Source organism: Treponema bryantii (genome assembly GCF_036492245.1).
GTDB classification, from domain to species: domain Bacteria; phylum Spirochaetota; class Spirochaetia; order Treponematales; family Treponemataceae; genus Treponema_D; species Treponema_D bryantii_C.
In genome coordinates this window covers 3,386,725-3,408,406 of record NZ_AP025286.1, presented here as the reverse complement: position 1 = coordinate 3,408,406, position 21,682 = coordinate 3,386,725, and the positions used below count along the sequence as shown (strand labels likewise).

Here is a 21,682-nt window from a genome sequence, read left to right as displayed (position 1 = left end):
TTATTTTACACTGAAATTCAATATGAGTTCTTCGTTACCGCATTGAACGCGGCATGAATGATCGCCACGATTTACCGGAAGTGAAAAGTTAAACGGCCGGTCGATTGTGGCGATTTTTTTTTCATCATAATAAATGTCCAGAGTTGATTCTGAACCACCGGTTACTTCAAATGGGATAGCCTGCTGATTTTTATTGAGACTGCTGTAGAAAAACAGGGAGTCCTGTTTTGGAGTAATAAAGGTAAGCGGCAATAATGCATATTCAATTAAGCCCTTATCAGGACGAGAACGAAGCCACTGCTGATATTCTGGTGGATAGATGGTTGATATTTCCTTTGAATCTGACAGGGATGTGTGCCAGCTGCAATCTGGAAGTTCTGTACCATCTTTAACATATTCTGTAACTACCGCCCGGCAGTTTGAACATGCTTTCTGTCCTGAAAGGGAACAGATACGTTCTTTATGCCAGTGTTCTGGTTCAGGGAATGGAGTTGTCGAGTTTTCAATTTTATCAAGAATGTTTTTAGCAACCCAGGCTGGAAGTGAAGATCCTGTTTTTCCAATGACTGTGTTACCGGAAAAGTTTCCCATCCATACACCAATCGTAAAATGTTGTGTTGCTCCGAGCGCAATAATATTTTGATATTGATTGGATGTCCCGGTTTTAAAAATAGACGGGTAGTCAGTTTGAAATGTTTGTGTATAACCAAAACCAAGAGCACGTGCACCTTTATCAGAAAGTATTGATGTAATAATGCGCGATGTATCTGCTGTGTACAACTGACGACCGTTAGTTAGTTGATTGTTATAGTTTAATGGTAAATATGTTCCATCCTTTACAAAGACACTGAAAGCAGGAACGAGTTCCTTTAATGAAACTTCTCCTGCTCCAAGAGCGAGTCCGAGATCTGCTTTAAGTCCGGCATCATTTTCACGAAGAGATTCAAAACCAAGTTCGTAAAGTTTTTCGAGATAAGCTTTTACTCCCAGTTTATTAAGTGTTGAAACGGCCGGAACATTAAGACTGGATGCAAGTGCTATTCGTGTGCGGACAGGACCATTAAACCGGTTGTTGAAATTTTCAGGAATATAAAGTTTTTCATTTCCAAATTCAGTTGGTACATCTGCGAGAACTGTACCTGGCTGGAGTATGTTGTTTTCAATAGCGAGTGCATAAAGGAAAGGCTTCATTGAACTTCCAGGCTGATTCTTTACAAGAACGCCGTCAATTTGCCCAGAGTTTTCAGAGTCGAAAAAGTCTCCGTTACCGAGCCAGGTAAGTACGGAGCCGTCTGAGTTATCTAATAGCAAAAGTGCACCATTTGTGATTCTTGAAGGTCGTGCTTCTTCGAGAGCTTCCCTTAAAAAATCTTCTGCCATTTGAGAGATTTCAAGATTTATGGAAGTAGTAAGTTTATAGGGAAGCTTTTGATTATTCTTTTTAAAATCAGAAATAACATAATTTATAAAATGAGGAAGCTTAAAAGGATATTTATAAAAATGCGCTGTATGAGCAGCCTGCTCAATTTCTTTTGAGTAAATTTTAAAATGTTCAGGGAATGCAACTGGATTATAAAAAGACGGATTTCGGGGAATTATTGAAAGAACCTGCAGCTGACCTTTATTGAGTTGTGAAAGTTCACAGCCAAAAAAAGAACGTGCTCCTGAAGTTACGCCATAAGAGTTAGCTCCGAAATAAATTGAGTTTAAATAAAGTTCGAGAATCTTTTTTTTACTGAGTCTTGTTTCTATACGGTAAGCGGTAAAGATGTCGGAGAACTTACGGCGGAAATTTAAAGAGGTGTCCTTGTTTATTGCTTTGGCGAGCTGCATTGAGATTGTCGAGCCGCCGCGGACTATTCTTTTTGACTGATGATTTTGCGAGGCGGCCCGTAAAAGAGAAAACCAGTCTACACCGTGATGAAAATAAAAACGCCGGTCTTCCTGTTTCAGAAAAGCTTTCTGGAGATCTTTAGGAATTTCCTTAAGAGGTGTAAATTCTCTTCGTCCACCGCCCTTAAGCGCCGTTACCTGAATCAGCTCGCCGCGGCGGTCGTAAATCCTGCAACTGTATTCCTGCGCCATAAATTCCGTTAGCTCAGGAAATGGAACGAGGCGCAGTACCACAGGAAAAGCAAAGAGAAGGATAAGGATAAGTGCACCCGCACGAATAAGCCGGCGGGAGCACCGTAATTTCTGTAAACGACAGCGAAGCATTCTACTTAATTATAAACAGATATCCATCGCTGCGGCCGAAGGTTTCCGGCTCATACATACATTCACCCTGAACTGGTGGAGTAGGATAAATACCACGGCGTACAGCACGGAATGTAAAGTCAAAGAAGTAACGGCCGCTGTGCATTTCATCCCAGAAGAACTGCACTTCGTTATCAGTTATATTCTTGTGACTGATCCAGCTTCGCCAGCCTTGTGAATTATTACTCTGAGCTGCAGAACCTGTTGTTACAAGAGTAAAGTCTAGAATTTCTGCACCAGAAGGAATTGGTGCACGAACTGCAACATATTCTCTTGTGCGGTTGGTCTGTACAAAAACCTTAGCCTTGTAAAGTTTGCCGCTTTCAAGAGTTACATCACAGGTATCTTTTGAAATATTTATAAGTTCACCAGTTTCAAAATCTGTGATTTCATAAGTAATATTCAAACCTTCATCGCGTGCGGCCTGTGCTTCATCTGGAAGGGCGTATCTCATTTCTACAGTATAGAATAAGTAACCGTCGCCATCCTTTTCAAATACAAGTGGTATAGCCTTATCGCGTGAAAGCGAAGAGATAAAATCATCTTCAAAAGGCAGGCTCAAAGTTTTAGGTTTAGCTGCTGCGCCTTTAAAACTTTCTTTCATGAGCTGACGACCATTGAGTGAAGCTGTAGCAGTATAGTCTGTAGAGTCGAGATCGCGCTTTTGAATGTAGGTATAAATTGATTCAAGCACAGCAGAAGTTGTAATTGTATTCTGCCAGTAACCACGAGACTGTTTTTTCAAAAGTGTATAAATCAATTTGTCTACAAGATTGTCGTTCGGATTTTCTGATACAAAAGCAGAGAGGATTGCTGCATACTGAACTGTTTCATTCTGATAGCAGAACCAGTAACCCGTTTTTGCTTTTTTCGAGAGGGTGACACTACGCTGATCTGGCTGCAGGTATGGGCGGATTTTCTTGTTAATGATTTTTGCCTTTTCTGTATCTGCTGCTTTACCTGAATTCTGATAAGCTAACGAAAGGTAGGCAAGTGAATCAAGAGTAAGTTCATCTGCTCTGCCATAAAGTGCTTCACGAACAGAATTGAGGGAAGTATCATTCAGCAGACTGTAAACATAGCAGGCAAAAGCCATATCGTAATCATAGAAGTTCGAATTAGTAACATGAGATTTATAATCGAGAATTCTATCATAAACATATTTTGAAAGTTTCTTTACATTGATAGGAATATCTTCTGGTGTATAACCCCGCTGCATTGCAAGTGCATAGATGTATAAAATACGCATGCTTACAAATGAAGAAGAATAGTATGAATCCGGCCAGTAACCAAAACCTCCGTCTTCATGCTGATAATCCTTCCATTTTTTTGTAAAGCTTGTGATACAGTCTTTTATGTTCAGTAGTTTTGAATTCATACCAAAGACATCAATATATTCGCCGAAACAAACTAACGGTAGTATGCGAGAACTTTGCTGTTCAAGACAGCCATAAGGATAATCAAAGAGATAATTAACTGAACTGCCAAGTACACCAAGTCGTGTAGCATCAAGAGTAAACTTAAGATCTCCCCGGCCTTCTTTTGCAAAACCAGGAATTATCAGAGATTCTTTTTCAAGACCTTTACTTCCATCAGAAATGGTTCCGGTCATAGTAACGGTTTCATATACAAAGGTCTTTTCAATACGAATCGGTGAAATAAGTTTTTCATTCAGAATATCAGATTTAATTGTATAAACAAGATTTACTGTTCCTTCTGTCTGAGCTGCAACATCAAAATAAACTACGCTGGACTGTCCAGAGGCAACATAAACTGTGTGAGAACTCTCGCCATCAACAAAACCTTTTCCAGGAATTGTTTTGCGGCCTTCAAGAATATCCTGTGCAGTATCTTTATCTGGAGAAAGCACTTCAAGGCTTACAGTTACGTTCTGTCCGTTTTTATCAAGGTTTGTAATGAGAACTCCACATTCTGCAGTATCGCGTTCACGGAGACGACGTGGCTGAACCTGCTGAATATTTATTGGGTTCTGAACCTTAACCTCTTCTTCCTGTAAAGCAAACAAATCATCTTTTACGCCAAAGGCAGTAATACGATAAGTTGTAAGGCTGTCTGGCATTTTAAAGGTAAGGGTTGCTTCACCATTTTTATCGGTTACAAGAACAGGTTCAAAAAAAGCTGTCGGGCGGAAATCCTTTCGTTCGTCTTCCTTTTCTGCGTCTTCTGCAAGTGCGTCTCCACCCATCAGATTTTTAACACTGTAAGTTACAGGGTCCATAAGATAAGCACGTGAGTCTCCACCATAAACTCTGAGAGGGAAATTTTCTTTGCTGTAGAAGAAATCGATTGGATTTGGAACATGATAATTTATAAGGTCGAGAACTCCACGATCTACGGCCATAGCTGTAAGTTCAGCGCCTTCATAAGGTTTTCCGCCTTTTGTTGCTGTGAACTTAATTGTTGCCATATCTCCAGGTTTGTAGCTTGGCTTATCACATTCAACTTTAACAGAGAAAGAACGTACATAAGGATTTACGAGAATAGGTGTAACTCCATAGTAGCCTTTCGGTTTGTCGAGGTCTGGTTCTCCATAATTATGTGTTGGTGCGCCATGGCGTTCTGAGTAAGAAGAAACTGAGAGATAAACAACAGGTACATAATTTCCAGCAACAGGAATATCGAGGACTTCGGCTCCGTTGTCAAAGTGACGGATTTCTTCTGTAAAGATTCCTTCACGTTCTACTGTTATCAGATAGTCGCCAGCTGGAAGCGGGCTTTCAAGAAGTACGTGGGCAGTTTCTCCCGGATTATACTGAGACTTATCTGGAGTAAGTTTAAGTGAATTTGAATTGTACTGATCGAACCAGCTTGAGCCGCTTCCTGTAACATAGAATTCACTCTTACAGATTACTTTTCCACCGCGGTTGTCTTTTCCAGTGAGTGTGAGTGTGTACCAGCCGCTTGTATTTGGAGTAATATTGATGATTCCTTTTGCAAGGGCTTTAAGTTCTCCGCTGGCATCTTCTACATCTGAACGTTCATAACGTGTATAGATTGTGTCGTCAACGCTCTGTTCATGAACCATTGTCCAGACTTCATGAGAAAGTGAATATTCAAGTGATGAAACTTTTAGAGGTACATCACTTTCCTTCATGACTTTTCCTTCTGGTGTTACGAGGATATAAGGAATATCAAGCTTTGTTCCAGATTTTGCAAAACCGTTGATATTCTGTGCTTTACCAATACCAGCATAGAATTGAGCAGCATTAACAAAAATATCATTTGAAGCTGCAATTCTTTGATTTGAAATATCTGTAACTGCTGATTCAACATGGTAGATATAAGGAGCACCATCTGTAATCTTTTCTGATTCACAAATGAGAGCGGCTGTACCGTCTACACCAAGAGTACCTGTATCATTTGAATAATAAATTCTGTCTGGATAAACTCCTGTATAGAATGAATAACCTTTTGCTTCCGGCTCTGAGGTTTTAAAAGTTGTTGCCTGCTTATACCATGAAATATCATATTTGGCTCCGCTAAGAGAACCTCCGGCAAGATAGTCTGCAGAAAGGTTTGCAGTGAGTTTATCGCCACTGAAATATGTGATTTCTGGAACTGTAATTGATGACTCAAATTTTACACGTTCAAAATCAGCAATTGTAAATCGGATTGTTGCTGTTTCATTTGAATCGCCTTCACGTGAATAAACAAGACTATAAATACCGCGTTCTATATCATCAGGAATTTTAAATGAACCATAGAAGCCTCCGGTTTCTGAAAGCTGTCCTGCAATTGGTTCAATGATTTCTTTTGAGTTCCACCAGGATCCTTTTGCTGTAATTGAGTACCAGCCGCTGTGAGGTGTAAATGAACCGAGCAGCTGATCGCGGTCGATTCCACGGAAGGTAACAATTTCTCCCGGACGGTAAATTCCGCGGTCTACAAACATAAAGGTTCTCTGCTGAGGAGTACGTGCTCTGTCCATAGAACCTGTGTTTACTCCAGCACGCCAGGTGTTATGCGAAGAAGGAGCAAAAGCAGCTTTATCTTTACCATTTACAACATAAACAAAAGCATTACGGTTATCACTCTGAATGTTTTTAATCTGTTTTTCATCGTAGGTAATAACAGCAAGCCCATTCTTATCTGTCTGGCCTTTTGCAATCATCTTATCATAGGTTGATTCATCTCCGTACACAAAAATCTTCTTTGGAACATAAGAGCCGTCAACCCAGGTCTGATAATCATTTAAATTATGAACAATATAAACTTCAGCGTTCTCAACTGGTTTTCCGGTTGAAAGACTTCGTACCATTACTACAGCTTTGTTAATAGACATTCGCGCTGTAATACCAAGGTCTGTTACCTGAACAACACCGCTCATAGAAGAAGTTTCATCTTCATATTTTTCACGCCAGTAGTTGTATTCTTTATATTTTGCAGTACTTTCAAAACTGACAAAGCCATAGCCGTCATCAAGGTAAGGCTCTAAATCGAGTTCCTGGAAATTACGCTGATTCTTTTTACCCAGGTCGAAAAGCTTGGAGTAAGACTTGTCTTTATTAAAGGCATAATATCCGTTTCCAGCAGGGCGGTCAGTTTTCTGAAGCGCATAAGTTCCCGAAATAAGATTCTGATGTTCAAAAATCATTTTGTGAGGGAATTGTGCTTCGAGCATTGTAGTGCCATGATTCTGATATCTTACATAAGCCTTTACTTCTGGTGTCTTAAATTTATATGTTGCTTTTTTAAGTGAAAGATTCTGACCGTATTTATCTTTAATTTCTGAATTAAAGGTGATTGTATGTTCCTGTTTATAGTCAAAAGGAAGATTACAGATTTTAACTGAACGGCCGTTTATTACAATGTTTTCTTCTTTAAGAGGAAGATTGTTATCATAAGTAATATTGTTTATGAGGGTCTGTTTATCTGGAACCTGAGAGAAATAAACTGAAAGAGGCCAGGTGTATTTTGCAGAAGAATATTCTGTCATTTCACCAACTTCTTCTATTGTAAAGGTCATGAGTGTATTGTAGCTTTCTGATTTTCCGTTTGTATTTATTACTTCAACCAGTGTGTTATGAGGAACATCACTTTTGATTTCTACAAGATAGGTATTTGTGCGGCCTGCTGCTTCATCAAAATCTGCATGGTTAGACCACATATGGAAAATGTCTTTGTAAACAGGCTGAATGTCGCAAATAACGGATGTACCATCTACTAAAACAGTGAGGTTCTGTTTAATTGCTGAGAGTGTGGTTGTATAATTTGTGCGCATAACAAAGCGGTTTTCATAAGGAGGAAGAGCTCCGGTATTCCAGTTATATGCACAGTCGCTGTCTTTAATATATCCACCCCAAAGGTTGATTACTTCAACCGGTTCTGCCTGAGTTGTAAAGGCTGTATCACCTGTAAGTTTTTTTCCATCTGGAGTTTTAATAGAAGGATTTATTTTGATTGTATATTGAATTGTAGGATCGGCTGGAATATCTGATTCAAAGCTGAGATGTTTTGTTCCATACCAGCGGAATACTCCAGGGAGAGCAGGTTCAATAGTCATTATGTCTGAAGTAGACTGAGGTTTGTCTAAGGCCTGAAGAGAACGGACAGGGCGTGAGAAAATTACATAGAAAGATGGATGATTTTCACCTGCAACGATTTTTCCCTGAGGACCCCAGTCTTCTATATAGAACTCTTTTGTATTATCGTCTTCTTCCAGTTCATCGTTTGGTTTGTAATCCTGAAGGTTTGCTTTTTTAGTCATATATTTTGTGACGTAGTCAGCAAGCTTTCTGATTCCTGGAATATAAGATTTACTTTCTTCAGTTTTATCTGCAGTTTTTTTCTTTGATTTTTTAGAATCTTCTGCAGGGGCAAAAGCTGAATCAGGATATTCAGGAGTATAATCCAATGTGAAGAATTTTTTGATTGAATCATAATCTACCTGATTGGTACTATCTGTGTTCAGATTAAGAGAATTCCTTTCCTTATACTCAGGAGAGCCCTGGGAAGAGATATCTGATTTAGACATCAGGGAATCTGAACTTTGTGCCTGTGCTTTTTTACAACTACCGAACGTTAGGATAGCTGAAACAGCAGCCAAAAAGAGAAAACTGGATTTTTTCATAACAACCTCTGACTTTTTATATGGTTTCAATATTTGTTTCGATTTTTGCGGCCTGCTTCATACGGGCCTTTTCTTTATACATAGCTTTATCTGCATAAGCTATAAGTTCTTCAACTCCGTTTCCATTGGTAGGATAAACTGCAAGACCAACTGAAGCTGAAATATCTGCAAGTACATGGGCAGAAAGCTTAGCGGGAACATTTAAAACGGTTCTTATTCGTTCAACGGTAGATTGATAATCTGTACCGGTATTTTTTCCCCTGAAGATGATTATGAATTCATCGCCGCCAAAGCGGGCTATAATATCTTCTGGTCGGACAGATTCCATAAGACGTTTTGCGACTTTAGCAAGCGCGGTATCGCCAACGGTGTGGCCGAATCTGTCATTTATCTGTTTGAAATTATTCATATCTATAAAACACACAGCAACCTGGCTTCCGTTACGTTTTGCATAATCAATTTCTTTTTTTAGTGTGAAAATTGCTGTTTGTTTTGTATAAAGACCAGTAAGCTGATCTAATGTTGCAACCTGTGCAAGACGAATATTGCTTTGACGGAGTTTTAAGAAAAGCAGGGTTAGAATTGTAAAGGCACAAATCAAAAGAAGAGAAAGGGTAGTTAGAACGATTACAAGATGTATGTTTACCCAGAAGCTTTTTGGGGCAATTGCAAGTTCCCAGTGTGCGTTAGGCATATCAATGCGAACGCTGATTGGTTTATGAAGTTTTTCGAGGTCGGTTCCGTAAATATGGGTACGATTTCCTGTAACGTCACTTATTTTATAAATTGAATAAACATAATCGCGGCTTTCCATTGTAGAAATATTCATTGTTTCAATGATTCTCGAAACACGAACTACTACATTTACAAAACCCCAGAACTGTGTTTTCTGATCATCCAGAAAAACAGGAAGACGGCCGATAAATCCGTCTCCTCCCTGTATAAGAGGATATGGACCGCCTATTGTCATTATGCCGCTGGCCTTTGTTTTATAAGCTTCATCGGCGCGTTTTTCATCTTCAAAAAGATTATGGCCAAAGACTTTTTCGTTACCTTGCAGCGGGTAAACTGAAGAAACAATTCCATTGGGTGCAAGCTGAACACAATCTGCTGCGGGAAAATCCGGGAGAATGCGGGCTGCCATTTCTTCAAAATTCTTCTGATTAGCTTCATCAAGCATTACCAGGGAAGCAAATATTCCATTTATCTGAAAGGTGTGAATACAGTTGCGTTCAATTTCTGAGGAACATAATGCTGCAAGATTATAAGCTTCGAGTTTTCTGGATCGTACGGAGCCAAAGGATTCGTAAATACTTATGTCAGTAAAAATCAAAAGCAGAATAAGGAAAACAGCAATAACAAAGATTAAATCCTTTTTCATCAGACGGCTGAGCGTGGAAATATCATAAGATTTTGTTTCTGAACTGTTATGTCCCATAACATATCATTATAAATGCAAATAAAGTTTTCTGCTATGAATTTATTTATAGATGATATTTGAAAGAAATTCGCTTGATTCTTTGATTATGTCGGGATGTGAGGCTGCGTAGTCGAGAATTTGCTGGCCGAGACCTGATTCTGCAAGTTCGCGGACGCGTTCAAGTGGAACCTTATTGATTGCAGGGCAGGTTGGAGTGAGGGCAACGGCTAGTTTTTTGGAATTTTCGGGCTCGGGTTGTTTAACTGCCCGGAGCGGCCAGATTTTGCAGTCAAAGGGTTTGAGTTCTGGCGGAAGTGCGCAGCCGTGGTTTGGGTCAAGGAAGGGGCAGAGTGCTTCTTCTTCGGAGTCTTGTGTTTTGTATGCGTCGGAAATGTCGAAGGTGTAAGAATGGCCGCTATTTCCTGCAGGGCGGAATTTAGCTGACGGATAGAGCTCCTGAAGCTTTTTCATGGTTTCTTCGTCAAAAATCGGGGTTTCCCAGAGGCTCTGGCGGCGGAAGCTGCAGCAGAATTTGCAGGCTGCGCAGGTGGATTTTGCGAGGATTGAACTTAGCATATGAGACCCCCGCAATAAAATTTTTCGAGAATCATCGTTGGCTTATAAGAGAGTTTGGCTTTGCGTAAACCTTCTACGCCCATGTCTTCTTCGCGGTTAATGTAAAGAAAATCCTGACAACGGCGGGCAAACTGCTGGTTTATTACCGCGTAGGCACCATTTTTCTCGAATTCGCCAAAGGATTTTTCGTAAATTACATCAATAACATCATTAGAAATTGGTGCGGCAAGGGTCATAGCGGCCGGCTCCCCGTTGATATAAAGAACGCCGCCGCGCAATCCCAAAAGTTCTGCATTTTCTAGCGCGAGCTCAATACTCTGCTGTTCAAGCTGAAGAATCTGGTCAGATTCACCGTGTTTTTCTGCAAACCATTTATGAGAAACCTGAAGAATATCAGCCGCAATATCATTTTCCGGGAAGGCCTTAAACTCCCAGTTTTCGCCGTAAGTACGTTTGAATCGCGAAATATGATTTCGCTTTTTCTGATAATGCGAGCCCGGAAGTTCAGCAAGATTTTCACGCAGATAAACATAATCGCAGTCATCGCGGTTAGTTTTCCAGTCAGCGCTAAGGTGCGGAAAATCAGTAGCAAAACATGCATCGAGCTGATTTTTCTGTTCCTGAGTCAAAATACAAAAACTCAAGGGGCGATTCTGCGAATGTGCATCATCAATTAATACATTTATGGCGTCTGAAAGCCAGTTTTCCGACTTATCTGCTGATTTTATTGGAATCGGAAATCCATATCCGGTTCGATTTTCATCACCATAATAATATCGGATTAAAATACCATTTTTAATTTTGAGTTCAGTATTGTACTTAGTCTGCAGTAAAAAAAGATTTGCAATACAAGAATCGCTGCCGTACAAATTTGAAGTATCAAGGTTATTTCTCAAATACTCAAAATCAAGAAGATTCATATACATAAAAGTTACTGATATAGAATAACAAAAACAAGTTAAAAAGTCTAAATAAATTGTACAAAATCAATTAAAACAAAATTTTTAACTTTCCCCCCTTTACCACCAAATCAAATCCCATTAGTTCCAATTTTTACAAGTACAAAATTCATAACAAAACTATAGTTAGTCTATCAGAAAGAAAAGCAGGAGATGCAATATGGAAACTGAAAGAATAACAGAACATCCAATATTAGGGGTTCCTGAAAAAGGTGCTCTGGTGACATTTACTTTAGATGGTAATGAAATGCAGGGGTACGAAGGGGAACCTATTGCTGCTGCTTTACGAGCCGCAGGAATTCTTAAACATCGCGAAACTTCAAAACAGCATAAACCACGAGGAATTTTCTGTGCAATTGGAAGATGTACAGATTGCGTAATGGTTGTGGATGGTGTTCCAAATACACGAACTTGTATAACTCCATTAAAAGCAGGAATGAAAGTGCAGACACAATATGGTTGTTCTGCTGAAAAAACTTGGTAAGGCAAACAGGAGATGTATTATGGAAAGATATAATTTAATAGTAGTAGGCGCAGGTCCTGCCGGACTTAGTGCTGCAATAGAATCGGCAAAGCGTGGAATGTCTGTAATGGTTTTTGATGAAAATCATAAACCCGGAGGACAGCTTTTTAAGCAGATTCACAAGTTCTTTGGTTCAAAAGAGCATAAAGCAAAAATCAGGGGATTTAATATTGGAACAGAACTTCTTAAGGAAGCTTCTGATGCAGGTGTTCAGGTAAAGCTTAATGCGACTGTTATTGGAATCTTTGAAAATAAGGAAGTTACTGTTAATCACGATGGAGCGGTACATCATTACAAGGCAGATAGCGTAATTATTGCAACTGGTGCAGCAGAAAATATGGTTCCATTTGAAGGCTGGACTTTGCCGGGAGTAATTGGTGCCGGTGCTGCTCAAACAATGATGAATCTTCATGGTGTAAAGCCTGGAAAAAAGATTTTAATGCTTGGAAGTGGAAACGTTGGTCTGGTAGTAAGTTTTCAGCTTCTTCAGGCTGGCTGCGAAGTTGTCGCACTTGTTGATGCGGCTCCTAGAATTGGCGGTTATGGTGTTCATGCGGCAAAGGTTGCTCGTACAGGAGTTCCTTTCTATCTTGGTTATACAATCAAAAAGGTTATTGGTACTGAAAAGGTTGAAGGTGTAATTATTGGCAAGGTTGATGAACACTTCAAAATTATTCCTGGAACAGAAATAGAATTAGATGTTGATACAGTCTGCGTTGCAGTTGGTTTGTCTCCGATGAGTCAGTTATTAAAAATGTCTGGCTGCAAAATGGAAGATAATCCTAGACGTGGCGGCCAGGTTCCAATTGTTGATGAATATGGCGAAACTTCTGTTCCTTGTTTATTTGCAGCAGGAGATGTAAGTGGAATAGAAGAAGCAAGTTCAGCCATGATTAAAGGAAGAATGGCAGGACTCAGGGCAGCCTACAAGCTTGGCTTTACAGAAGAAAAGGTTATGACAGAAACAGAAACTGTCTATGCAAAAGATTTGGACAGTCTGCGTCAGGGAATGTTTGCTCCAGCTAACCGTGGCAAGCTGATTGAAAAAACTGATGAAGGAATACCAACTTCAATGAATCTTTTAACTAAGGGCTTTGTTGCAGAAGATGAAATTGAAAGATATCCGGGAGTAACCCATCAGAAGGGAATCCATCCGGTAATTGAATGTACACAGAATATTCCTTGTAACCCATGTCAGGATGCATGTAAGAAAAATTGCATTAAGATTGGTTCCTGTATTACGGCACTTCCTGTTGTTGCTCCAGATAATTGTGGATGTACAGGCTGCGGTATGTGTGTAGCATCATGTTCCGGACAGGCAATATTCCTTGTTCATGAAGATTTTGAACCTGGATTTACAAGTATAACCCTTCCTTACGAATTCCTGCCGCTTCCTGAAAAGGGAACTGTTGGAAAGGCTTTGAGTAGAAGTGGTGAAGCTTTATGTGATGCAGAGATTGTTGGAGTAAGAAGTGCAGGAGCTTTTGATCATACTCATCTTCTTACAATGAAAGTTCCAAATGAATATGGATATAAGGCTCGCTTCTGGCGCCTGGAAAAATAAAAAGGAGACCGCTGTATGATGAATGACAGATCAAGAGATATAGGAGAATTTGTTCCAATGCCAGATGATGACATGATTATCTGCCGTTGTGAAGAAATTACAAAAGGCGAAATAAGAAAAGCTGTTCATGCTGGAATGTTTACAATGCAGGAAATAAGAAGATATTTAAGAGCAGGTATGGGGCTTTGTCAGGGGCAGACTTGTTCTAAGCTTGTAAAAGGAATAGTTGCAGCAGAACAAAAAGTAAGTCCTGCTCTTATTAATCCGGCTACAAGTCGAGGGCCTATAAGACCAACAGAAATGAAAACGCTTGCTTCGGAGGTGTTGTAATATGATGACAAAGGCTGATGTTATAGTTATAGGTGCTGGAATAGTAGGAAACGCTACAGCTTATTATCTTGCAAAGAAAGAAAAAAAAGTAATTGTTCTTGAAGCAAGTGATTATATTGGAAACGGTGGTTCCAGCCGCAATGGTGGTGGAGTGCGACAATCAGGACGTAACCCAAAAGAATTACCATTAATGAAATGGGGAGTTCAGAATATCTGGCCAACCTTAAGTGAAGAACTTGGAGTTGATACAGAATACACTCAGGAAGGAAACTTACGTTTAGGTAAAAATGATCAGCATAAGGCTATTTTGCAGAAACTCGCTGATGGAGCGAATGCCTGCGGTGTCGAAGTAAAAATGATTGATGCTGCAGAAGTAAAAAAGATTAATCCTTATTTAAGTGATGAAGTTACCTGTGCTTCCTGGTGTCCAACAGACGGTCATGCAAACCCTCTGACTACAACTTTGGGATATTATAAAAAGGCTCGTGAATTGGGAGCTGATTTTATAACAGGAGCTCCAGTGAGCCGAATTGTTACCAAAGCTGGCAAGATTACAGGTGTTGAAGCTGGAGAAGGTGATGAAAAAACATTCTTTGAAGCCGAGACTGTAGTAGTTGCTGCAGGTTATGAAAGTAATGCAATTCTTGAAACTGTAGGAATAACTATTCCAATGCATAAACGTGCGGTTACTTGTCTTGTTACAGAAGCTGAACCTCAGATGTTCAGGCAAATGCTTGGTACTGCCATGGCCGATTTCTACGGACATCAGACAAAGCATGGTTCTTTTGTAATGGGTGGAACAGATGGTTTTGATGAATGTCCTGCTCATATAGATGATTCATATCCACTGGTTGGTTCAAGTATGATTAGTGCAACAAGCCGTGGAATCCTGGGGTATTTCCCAATGCTGGAAAATGCAAAGATTGTTCGCGCCTGGGGCGGATATGTAGATTTCTGTGTGGATGGATGTGCAACAGTAAGTAAGGTAGATGAAGTTCCGGGGCTGTATGTTGAATGTAGTTTTACAGGACATGGTTTTGGAATTGGACCTGCAGCAGCTTACAACATTGCAGAATTAATCTGTACAGGTTCCTGCCCGGCAGATATCAGTCCATTGAGATACGACAGATTCAAGCCGGCAAAATAGCAAAAGAAATTGACAAAGGGTTCTTTTTCCAGCATACTTTGGAACATTGGTGCAAAGGTGTACTTGGGTAACCCCATATATACCTTTGCACTTTTTTTTATTTTAAAGGATTTTTCCCGTGAAAAAGAACCAGGCCCTTATTTCAATTCAGCCATATTTTGTTATGGAATCAGATAACTTCTGTCAGCATATATTAATCGAAAATGGCATTTCACATTTCTTCAGTTTTTCAAATAATTCAAGTCAGGATATTACACTGCCTTTATTAGTAGACAGCTGCAGTAATTTAATCTTTGAATATAAAGATGGAAGTGTGAGAACACATCTGATTGGAATTACAGTTGAAAAGCGTACTTTTTCAGTCAAAAAGAATGCAGACTATTTTGGTGTCAGACTTCAGCCAAGTGTTACAAAATTTGTAAAAGAATATACCCCAAAGGAATTAGTTGGAAATATCGTTATATTAGATGATTTACTTTCTACCAGAGACTTCTGTAAAAAAATGGGCGAACAAAAGAATTTTAACAGCCGCATGCTAACCTTTTTACAGGAATATTCAAAGTTCCAGGCTTATGAAAATGGAGATACCAAAGATACTTTATTCAAGCAGATTTCAGATTTAATTATTCAACGTAAGGGAATAGTAAAAGTCCGCGAATTAGAAGAATTGTCCGGCTATTCTTCCAGATATATCAACAAGATTTTTGATAAAGAACTTGGCTTAAGTGCTAAACAGCTTTGTAATTCTATAAAATTTCAGTTTTTATTAGATGATATGAACAAGGGAATTGGAGACAGTTTTACAAGTATTGCTTCAGAATATAATTTTTATGATCAGGCTCATTTTATTCATGAATTCAAGGAGTTTTCCGGAAAGACTCCAGGAGAATATGCGGAAGAAGTAGAAAACAAAAAATATATTAGTTCTATTAAAAATATTTAGTTTGAATTAATAGTTCCTTTTTTTACAATTATACATTGGAGATAATTTGTAGTATCCATTCATAAGTTATAAAAACAAGGGCAAAGCAAAGGCGCTGGATTATTTTGAAAATCCGGCGCCTTTTTTGTTTCTAGAAGGAGGATTAACATGGCATACCCAAAAATTGACTTTTTATATCTTAATGAACAGGACATGATTGCAGCTGGGGTAAAAGATATGAAGGGCTGCATCGAAGCAATGGAAGAGATGTTCAAGCTTATGAAAGTTGGAAACTACAGAATGGGAGGTGCAAATGGTAACTCTCACGGAACAATGGTTACCTTCCCGGCAAGTTCACCATTCCCAGAAATGCCTGTAGATGGCCCAGACCGCCGCTTTATGGCAATGCCTGCATATCTTGGTGGAAAATTTGATATGGCAGGAATGAAATGGTATGGCTCAAACGCAGAAAACAGGGAAAAAGGTTTACCACGTTCAATTCTTATGCTGACTTTGAATGATAAGGATACTGGAGCACCTTTGGCTTATATGAGTGCAAACATTCTTTCTGCTTATCGAACAGGTGCAGTTCCGGGAGTTGGTTATAAGTATTTTGCTCCAGAAGATTCTAAGGTAATTGGAATTGTAGGACCTGGAGTTATGAGCAAGACAGCTCTTGCAGCGGCAATGGCAGTACGGCCAGGAATTGAAGTTATCAAGGTAAAAGGCCGAGGTAAGGCAAGCCTTGAAAAATTTATTGCTGACGCAAAGAAGGATTATCCGTCAGTAAAAGAAGTATATGCAGTAGATACAATAGAAGAAGCTTGTAGAGATGCAGATATTATTTCTGTCAGCACATCTACACCAACTACCGGCGATACAAGTATTTATCCATACATCAAGGAAGAGTGGATAAAGCCAGGTACAATCATCAGCTCCACAGCAGCCCTTAGATTTGATGATGACTTCATAATCAACAGAGCAAGAACTGTAACAGACAATATTGCCTTGTATGAAGCTTGGGAAGAAGAATATGCGCCAGAAGCTTATAAGACTGTTCCAATTCCTGCAGTTCATGTTGAAGATCTGATTGCAGAAGGCAAGATGAAGCGTGAACAGATTGATGATTTGGGAGATATCCTGACAGGAAAAATACCTGTACATCGTGATCCAAAGGAAATCGTAGTTTATTCAGTTGGTGGTATGCCGGTTGAAGATGTTGCCTGGGGAACAATTGTTTATCGAAATGCCTTGGAAAAAGGTATTGGTACAAAGTTAAATCTGTGGGAGACACCAGATTTAAGATAAAAAAACTGATGATAAAGATATCACAGAAAAAGGAGATTACTTATGGAAGAAAAGTTTAGTCGAGTAGAAGTAATTACAGGTATTTCAAAAATTGCAGCCCTTCAAAGTGCTTTGGGAAAATTCCGAATTACTGGTATGACAGTTTACCAGGTATTGGGTTGTGGTGTTCAGCATGGAACTCAGGAATTTGAAGTTGAAGAAAAAAAGGAAATCCAGCTTCTTCCAAAGGAAGTTGTAATGATGGTTGTTCCAACTGATGAAGTCCCTGATGTAATTGAGTTCCTGAAAAAAGAACTTTACACAGGTCACATTGGAGATGGAAAGATTTTTGTTTCTGATGTTACAAATATTGTTCGTGTTCGTACTGGAGAAGAAGGTATGGATGCCCTGCTGTCAACGGAGAAATAAATGAAAAGAAAGAACTATTCATCGGGAGCACCGCTGGAACAGAAAGCTGGTTACTCCCGTGCAGTCCGCATAGGTGATTTTATTTTTGTAGGTGGAACAACAGCAGTTCAGCCTGATGGTTCCGTATATGGAGAAGGAGATTCTTATGCTCAGCTCAAATATATTCTTGAAAAACAGGTCAAGATTATAGAACAGGCTGGCGGAAAGAAAGAAGATGTTTTTGAAGTAAGAATCTTTCAGACTCCGGAATTCGAAAAGGCTGGAATGGCTGCTTATACAGAAATATTTCACGATGTTATGCCTTTGTGTACTGGCGTTACAATTGCAAAACTTAACAGGCCGACCCAACTGGTAGAAGTTGAAATGTCGGCTGCAATTGGAACTGAATTAGAAGAATAGGAGAACTATATGGCAGATGAAAAGAAATTAGGTCTGCCGAGTGTTATTGCTACTGGCGTCGGGTTGATTGTTGCAACTAGTGTTTTGCTTTCAATCGCTCAGGGAGCAAGTATACTTGGTTTGCCCTTTATAATAACAATGACGATTGCCTGTGCTTTCAATATTTTGACAGCACTTTCAATCTGTGAATTGAATGCACTGATGCCTAACCTTACAGGTGGACTGGCACAGTTTACACTTGCAAGTTGCGGACCATTCATCACAATTATTACAAATATGGGTGGCTTCATCTGTTGTCAGATGATTTTGGGAAGTTCGGAAGCAGCCATGTTTGGTAATACTATGAGTACCGTATTAACAGCTGTTCCTGTTTCACCTACAGTCTGGACAATTGCACTGATTGTTATTCTGTTTGTTTTGAATCTTTTTGGTGTTGATATGTTTGCAAAAATCCAGAACATCGTAGCCTACGGACTGATTGTTTCCCTGGTTATTATGGGTATTCTTGGATGTATCAAGGTAAATCCTTCAACACTGATTGAACAGCCGGCTTTTATGACAGAAAAGTTTACTGATACACTGTCGCTGCTGGGACTTGCCTTCTTCCTCTTTATTGGAGTTGAATATATAGTTCCAATTTCACCAAATGTAAAAAATTCAAGAAAGATTGTTCCAATAGGAATGGTTTTGAGTCTTGTAATTATTCTTGTTATGCAGATTCTTCTGACAATCGGTTTCAAGAATTACACAGAATGGGAAGCACTGGGAGAAAGTACAGTTCCACATATTCTTTACGGTTCACTTCTTCTTGGAAAAGCCGGTACAATCTGGATGTCAGTAGTTTCAATGCTTGCTGTAATTAGTACACTTAATACAGCAATGTTTGGTGTAAGCCAGTTATGTGCAGGTATGGCAAAAATCGGTTTGCTGCCTACAAGCTTCCTTAGAAAGACACCTGCAGGTTCACCTTATGTAGGATTGATTCTTGTAGCGGTTGTAATGGTGATTTTGAATGCAATAGGACTCTCAAGCAGTGATTCCCTTGTATTCTTGATTCTTACTGGTTGTACCTTTTGGATTTTCTGTTATGTTATGGTTCATATTGATGTAATCATCTTAAGAAAGAAATTACCAAAGGCACCAAGAACCTTTAAGCTTCCATTTGGAATTGTTATTCCTGTGCTCGGAATAATTGGCAATTTGTTCATGATCTGGAACATAGATCCAAGCTGGGAATTAAAGAAGATTATCTATTTAGTCTTTGCAGGTGTTTCTGTAATTCTTGCAGTTTATGCTTTCTTCTGGTGTAAGTTTGTAATCAAGAGACCTATGTTCAAGGGCTATGAAATTAAAGAGGTTATGGCCATGGATACAGATCTTTATCAGATTCGTCATTATCCGGAAATTGCAAAGAAGCTTCATATGGTTGCAGAACCAGAGATTAAGCCTCTTTCTCCAGAAACAAATACTGGAACCAGACCAAAAAGTAATTAAATAAATTGTATATGCTCCTGCAGTAAGTTTTCTTATTGCAGGAGTTTTTTATTATTTTAAACCTGCTGTATAAAATCTCAGCAATAATATTTCTTTTTTGATATAATACCCAAAGTTGGTGAAAATATGACATATGGATTTATAAAAACTGCTTGTGTCAGTCCTCGGATGAAAGTTGCAGACTGCCTTTTTAATTCGGAAGAAATTGTAAAAAGTGCCGTAGAAGCTGCTGAAAACGGGGCTGCAATTATTGTTTTTCCAGAACTTTCTATTACAGGCTATACCTGCGGAGACCTTTTCTTTCAGCAGGCTCTTCAAAAATCTGCAGAAAATCAACTTGCTTATATTATCAAAGAAACAGCAAAACTGAATGCCCTGATTTTTACGGGGCTCCCAGTTTTTTCTACAGAAGGCATTTATAACTGTGCCGCTGCCATTTTCAGAGGAAAGTTTCTTGCGCTTTATGCTAAATCATTTTTGCCAAATTACGGCGAGTTTTATGAACGCCGCCAGTTTACTCCTTTCCAGCAGAATATGAAAACCCGCTTTATCAATTTTGCAGGTTTTGAAAATGTACCTTTTGGAACAGATATCCTTCTTCAGGAATCAAATAATCCGTCATTAAAAGTAGCCTGTGAAATCTGCGAAGATTTGTGGGTTCCACTTCCTCCATCAAGCAGTCATGTTCTGGCTGGTGCTACAGTAATTGCAAATCTTTCTGCCGGAAACGAAATTATCGGTAAAGCAGAATATCGCAGAACTCTGGTTAAGGCTCAGTCGGCACGTTCAATTTGTGCCTATCTTTACGCAAATGCCGGAATGGACGAATCGACACAGGACATGGTTTTTGCCGGCCACAGTCTGATAGTAGAAAACGGCAGCCTGCTTGCAGAATCTACCTTGTTTTCAAATGCTACAGTTTATGCTGATATAGATGTTGAGCGTCTCTGTCAGGAACGTAGAAAAACAACAAGCTATGGCTATTCAGTCAACAACAATCCGCTTAAGCAAGACTATACTACAGTTTATTTTGATTTAGAAAATCAGAAAGAAAACTTTACCCGATATATAGATTCACATCCTTTTGTTCCTAATGATAAAGAAAAAAGAAGTCAACGCTGTCTTGAAGTTATTACCCTGCAGTATCAGGGGCTTGCAAAAAGACTTCGCCATATAAACTGTCAGTCTGCCGTGATAGGTCTTTCAGGCGGCCTTGATTCTACATTAGCACTTTTAATTACCTGCCGCGCTTTTGACAGTGTAGGTGCCAGCCGCGAAAAAATCACCGCAATAACAATGCCATGTTTTGGCACAACAGACCGCACTTATAACAATGCCTGTGCCCTTGCCCGTGAATGCGGCGTAACTCTTAAAGAAGTTCGCATTGCAGATTCTGTTCGCCAGCATTTTAAAGATATTGGCCAGGATGAAAACCTTCACGATGTAACTTACGAAAACTGCCAGGCACGAGAAAGAACTCAGGTTCTTATGGACTATGCAAACAAGACAAATGGTATAGTGATTGGAACAGGAGATCTTTCCGAGCTTGCTTTGGGCTGGTGCACATATAACGGCGACCATATGTCTATGTACGGAGTTAATTCATCAATTCCAAAAACTCTGGTCCGCTATTTAGTTCAGTGGTTTGCCGATGAAAATGATTCAGCAGTTCTGCGTGATATTCTGGACACACCAGTTTCACCAGAACTCCTTCCTCCAACAGATGGAAAAATCTCTCAGGTAACAGAAGATCTGGTTGGCCCTTATGAACTGCACGATTTCTTCTTATATTATCTTCTTCGTTTCGGATTTTCGCCTGCAAAGATTTTCTTTTTGGCCCAGCATTCTGAGCTCGGAAAAACTTACAGCCGCGAAGTTATCTTAAAGTGGCTTAAAACTTTTTACCGCCGTTTCTTCAGTCAGCAGTTCAAACGAAGCTGCATGCCAGACGGTGCAAAAGTCGGAACAATCAATCTTTCTCCACGCGGCGACTGGCGTATGCCAAGCGACGCTATGGCTACTGTCTGGTTGAAAGAGCTTGAAACTTTGTAAGGGAGAATCAGGTGTATGTTATTTACCTGTACTTAATAAAATAGTAAATAACATATGCCCAGCCAAAGAGACCGTGGATAATTGCCCAGAAAACTGATTTCCAGGTTACGAAGCTTATAACCATTGCAAGTGCTGAGCCGAAAGAGACTCCTTTTTCAACAGTGCGTTTTACAATCCTTTTTGAACCATCTGGTCTGATTTCTGTTTCTTCAATAATTTCCTGTGACATATTA

The 21,682-nt window shown here is 39.5% G+C and carries 16 protein-coding genes; 10 read left to right on the top strand and 6 right to left on the bottom strand.

The window, feature by feature from the left end:
- From AABJ44_RS14765 to AABJ44_RS14745, 5 genes are all read right to left on the bottom strand, one after another.
- On the bottom strand, nt 1-2,085 hold the full coding sequence (locus tag AABJ44_RS14765; RefSeq protein WP_338369781.1) for a transglycosylase domain-containing protein: 2,085 nt from the start codon (nt 2,083-2,085) through the stop codon (nt 1-3).
- Between the two features lie 133 nt (nt 2,086-2,218).
- The gene (locus tag AABJ44_RS14760; RefSeq protein WP_338369779.1) at nt 2,219-8,347 is read right to left on the bottom strand and encodes an alpha-2-macroglobulin family protein; all 6,129 of its coding nucleotides are present in this window, start codon (nt 8,345-8,347) and stop codon (nt 2,219-2,221) included.
- A 16-nt stretch (nt 8,348-8,363) separates the two neighbouring features.
- A complete protein-coding gene (locus tag AABJ44_RS14755) occupies nt 8,364-9,785 on the bottom strand; it encodes a diguanylate cyclase (protein WP_338369778.1) in 1,422 nt (473 codons plus the stop codon).
- Between the two features lie 42 nt (nt 9,786-9,827).
- On the bottom strand, nt 9,828-10,343 hold the full coding sequence (locus AABJ44_RS14750) for a hypothetical protein (protein ID WP_338369777.1): 516 nt from the start codon (nt 10,341-10,343) through the stop codon (nt 9,828-9,830).
- Nucleotides 10,337-11,263 carry a DUF2156 domain-containing protein gene (locus AABJ44_RS14745; protein WP_338369775.1) on the bottom strand — a complete coding sequence of 309 codons (927 nt, stop codon included), beginning with the start codon at nt 11,261-11,263 and terminating at the stop codon, nt 10,337-10,339. The genes AABJ44_RS14750 and AABJ44_RS14745 overlap by 7 nt, the downstream gene beginning before the upstream one ends.
- A gap of 199 nt (nt 11,264-11,462) precedes the next feature.
- Between AABJ44_RS14745 and AABJ44_RS14740 the strand changes: the two genes are divergently transcribed.
- The 10 genes from AABJ44_RS14740 to AABJ44_RS14695 all read left to right on the top strand — a co-directional run bounded on the left by AABJ44_RS14740 (nt 11,463) and on the right by AABJ44_RS14695 (nt 21,449).
- Nucleotides 11,463-11,786 carry a (2Fe-2S)-binding protein gene (locus AABJ44_RS14740; protein WP_074644152.1) on the top strand — a complete coding sequence of 108 codons (324 nt, stop codon included), beginning with the start codon at nt 11,463-11,465 and terminating at the stop codon, nt 11,784-11,786.
- A 19-nt stretch (nt 11,787-11,805) separates the two neighbouring features.
- The gene (locus tag AABJ44_RS14735) at nt 11,806-13,389 is read left to right on the top strand and encodes an FAD-dependent oxidoreductase (RefSeq protein ID WP_338369773.1); all 1,584 of its coding nucleotides are present in this window, start codon (nt 11,806-11,808) and stop codon (nt 13,387-13,389) included.
- A gap of 15 nt (nt 13,390-13,404) precedes the next feature.
- A complete protein-coding gene (locus AABJ44_RS14730) occupies nt 13,405-13,719 on the top strand; it encodes a (2Fe-2S)-binding protein (protein WP_074644157.1) in 315 nt (104 codons plus the stop codon).
- Nucleotide 13,720: 1 nt separating this feature from the next.
- On the top strand, nt 13,721-14,866 hold the full coding sequence (locus AABJ44_RS14725; protein ID WP_338369772.1) for an NAD(P)/FAD-dependent oxidoreductase: 1,146 nt from the start codon (nt 13,721-13,723) through the stop codon (nt 14,864-14,866).
- 118 nt (nt 14,867-14,984) lie between these two features.
- Entirely contained in the window at nt 14,985-15,809 is an 825-nt protein-coding gene (locus AABJ44_RS14720; RefSeq protein ID WP_074644162.1) for a helix-turn-helix domain-containing protein, read from the top strand.
- Nucleotides 15,810-15,956: 147 nt separating this feature from the next.
- The gene (locus tag AABJ44_RS14715; RefSeq protein WP_074644163.1) at nt 15,957-17,096 is read left to right on the top strand and encodes a tyramine oxidase subunit B; all 1,140 of its coding nucleotides are present in this window, start codon (nt 15,957-15,959) and stop codon (nt 17,094-17,096) included.
- Nucleotides 17,097-17,138: 42 nt separating this feature from the next.
- Entirely contained in the window at nt 17,139-17,504 is a 366-nt protein-coding gene (locus tag AABJ44_RS14710) for a P-II family nitrogen regulator (protein ID WP_074644166.1), read from the top strand.
- Nucleotides 17,505-17,903 carry a Rid family hydrolase gene (locus AABJ44_RS14705; RefSeq protein ID WP_074644169.1) on the top strand — a complete coding sequence of 133 codons (399 nt, stop codon included), beginning with the start codon at nt 17,505-17,507 and terminating at the stop codon, nt 17,901-17,903.
- 9 nt (nt 17,904-17,912) lie between these two features.
- A complete protein-coding gene (locus AABJ44_RS14700; RefSeq protein ID WP_074644171.1) occupies nt 17,913-19,397 on the top strand; it encodes an APC family permease in 1,485 nt (494 codons plus the stop codon).
- Nucleotides 19,398-19,523: 126 nt separating this feature from the next.
- Nucleotides 19,524-21,449 carry an NAD(+) synthase gene (locus tag AABJ44_RS14695; protein ID WP_338369769.1) on the top strand — a complete coding sequence of 642 codons (1,926 nt, stop codon included), beginning with the start codon at nt 19,524-19,526 and terminating at the stop codon, nt 21,447-21,449.
- Nucleotides 21,450-21,471: 22 nt separating this feature from the next.
- Here the strand turns inward: AABJ44_RS14695 and AABJ44_RS14690 are convergent, their stop codons facing one another.
- Nucleotides 21,472-21,678: a hypothetical protein gene (locus tag AABJ44_RS14690; RefSeq protein ID WP_338369768.1), complete on the bottom strand. Its 207-nt coding sequence runs from the start codon at nt 21,676-21,678 to the stop codon at nt 21,472-21,474.
- Nucleotides 21,679-21,682: the final 4 nt, after the last annotated feature.